The 2,151-nt window shown below is 66.9% G+C and carries 1 protein-coding gene; it reads right to left on the bottom strand.

Annotation, left to right across the window (positions count from 1 at the left end; translation table 11 throughout):
* Window positions 1-555: 555 nt before the first annotated feature.
* The gene (locus ABZ348_RS34635; RefSeq protein ID WP_358939986.1) at window positions 556-1,632 is read right to left on the bottom strand and encodes a trypsin-like peptidase domain-containing protein; all 1,077 of its coding nucleotides are present in this window, start codon (window positions 1,630-1,632) and stop codon (window positions 556-558) included.
* Window positions 1,633-2,151 lie beyond the last annotated feature (519 nt).

Genomic DNA, 2,151 nt, shown 5'->3' with positions numbered 1-2,151 from the left:
TCCGTCCTCAAGCGCCGGACGGGCTGGGTTTGCTCGGGTTTTGGGGGGCTGGGGTTTGGGGGGTCCGGGTGGGGGTTGGGGGTGGGGTGCGGGTGGTGGGGGTGCTTTCGGGCGTGACTCCTCACCGTCGGCGGCCAGCGGCTGATCCGTTGGTGTCAGCTCTGGATGCCGCCGACGCTTCCGGGGACACCCCCTGCGCGCCCCCAGAACACCAGCCGACAGGCTCCGGGGTCCTCGGCCCGATCCACGGGTGCAGGTTCGGAAGAGAGACAGGGGCTCGCGCCCCCAGAACACCAGCCGACAGGTTCCGGGGTCCTCGGCCCGATCCACGGGTGCAGGTTCGGAAGAGAGACAGGGGCTCGCGCCCCCAGAACACCAGCCGACAGGTATCGGGGTCCTCGGCCCGATCCACGAGCGCGGGTACGGAAGAGACACAGTGCGCCCTGGAACATCCACCGGGGCCAGGCTGCCCCCTGCCAGAACCATGGGTGTGGGTAGGACAGGGGGAGCACCGTGCCAGGGCGCGGGGCCCAGCAAGGATCCGAAGGAAGGGGCCTAGATCTCTCCCAGGGTGACCTCGGCTGTTTTGGAGTCACCATCCCGCTGGTATCCCACGACCACCTTCTGGCCGGGCTCGTCGGACGCCAATGCCTCCGCAAGAGATGTGATGGTCGTGATCTGGGCGGAGCCGACCTTGGTGATGATGTCCCCCGGACGTAGTCCGGCTTCGTCGGCAGCGCCGTCCTTCTCGACCGTCACCACTGCCGCACCGGAAGGCTGGTAGCTGTCGTCGAGGACGGTGCGGGCGGTGATGTCGAGGGCCGCTCGGCCCGAGTCGATCACTCTTCCACTCTGGATGATCTGATCCGCCACGGTCTTCACCATGCTGGCCGGGATGGCGAACCCGATTCCCGGTGCCGCTCCCTCGCCGAGTTCGGGATCGCTCGCGGCCAGGGTCGGGATCCCGATCACCTCGCTGTCCAGATTGACCAGTGCGCCCCCGCTGTTGCCCGGGTTGATGGCCGCCGAAGTCTGAAGCATGTTCCCGATGGTGGCACCCGTGCCCCCACCTGATTCGCTTTCGGTGACCGTGCGCCCCACGGCCGAGATGATGCCCTGCGTGACGCTGCTCGACAGTCCGAGAGGCGAGCCCATCGCCAATACGATCTGCCCCACCTGGACCCTCGACGAGTCCCCGAACTTGGCCGGCTTCAGCCCGGCAGGCACCTGCTCCAGTTGGATGACGGCGAGGTCCTGTTCCGGATAGGACGAAACCAGCCGCGCACTGAGGGGTGCCTCGCCCGTCGCAACGGTGACTCTGAAGGATGTTCCGTCGCCCACGACGTGCGCATTGGTGATCACATGGCCCTTGGTGTCATAGACGATGCCCGAGCCCAGGGCATCTCCCGCCTCGATCTGAACCACCGACGGGAGCACGTTCTTGATGGCCGTCTCGTAGTCCGTCTGAAGGTCGTTCGCAGCCTTCGGGGGTGCTGCACGCGTGGAAGTCTCGGGCTGGGCTGCGGGAGTGCTCGAACAGCCTGCGATCAGAGTGACCGCGGCTGCGCAGGTCCCGGCAGCGAGGAGCAGAATCCGGCGCATACTCCAGCTGGGGCGAGGGGATGCATCCATGTGCGGAGTATCCCTTTAGTTACTTTTATCCTGCCTCTCATGTGCAGCCGAACAGGTGCCCCCCTCACCCGGGCCGCCTCTCCGCCCTTCCTCGTGTTCGCCCTGATACATATCGGCGCAATCCAATAGCCCGGGGCTCGCACCCCTGTGAAGTCGGTCCCGACCCACGATGACCTCGCCGCGAGTCGAAAATGCCTGCCCCTGGTTGGCCTTCGAGCTCCACCTGCACCCATGGTTCAGGCAGGGGGCAGCCTGGCCCCGGTGGATGTTCCAGGGCGCACTGTGTCTCTTCCGTACCCCTGCTCGTGGATCGGGCCGAGGGCCCCGGATCCTGTTGGCTGGTGTTCTGGGGGCGCGAGCCCCTGTCTCTCTTCCGAACCTGCACCCGTGGATCGGGCCGAGGACCCGGAGCCTGTCGGCTGGTGTTCTGGGGGCGCGCAGGGGGTGTCCCCGGAAGCGTTGGCGGCATCCAGAGCTGAAACCAACGGATCAGCCGCTGGCCGCCGACGGTGAGGAGTC

This window comes from Streptomyces sp. NPDC005963, assembly GCF_040638655.1.
Taxonomy (GTDB): domain Bacteria; phylum Actinomycetota; class Actinomycetes; order Streptomycetales; family Streptomycetaceae; genus Streptomyces.
This window is presented reverse-complemented; position numbering and strand designations above follow the sequence as displayed.

Bases quoted from the DNA above. Each gene is read 5' to 3' on its own strand.
- ABZ348_RS34635 (WP_358939986.1), bottom strand. From the start codon at position 1,632: ATGGATGCATCCCCTCGCCCCAGCTGGAGTATGCGCCGGATTCTGCTC.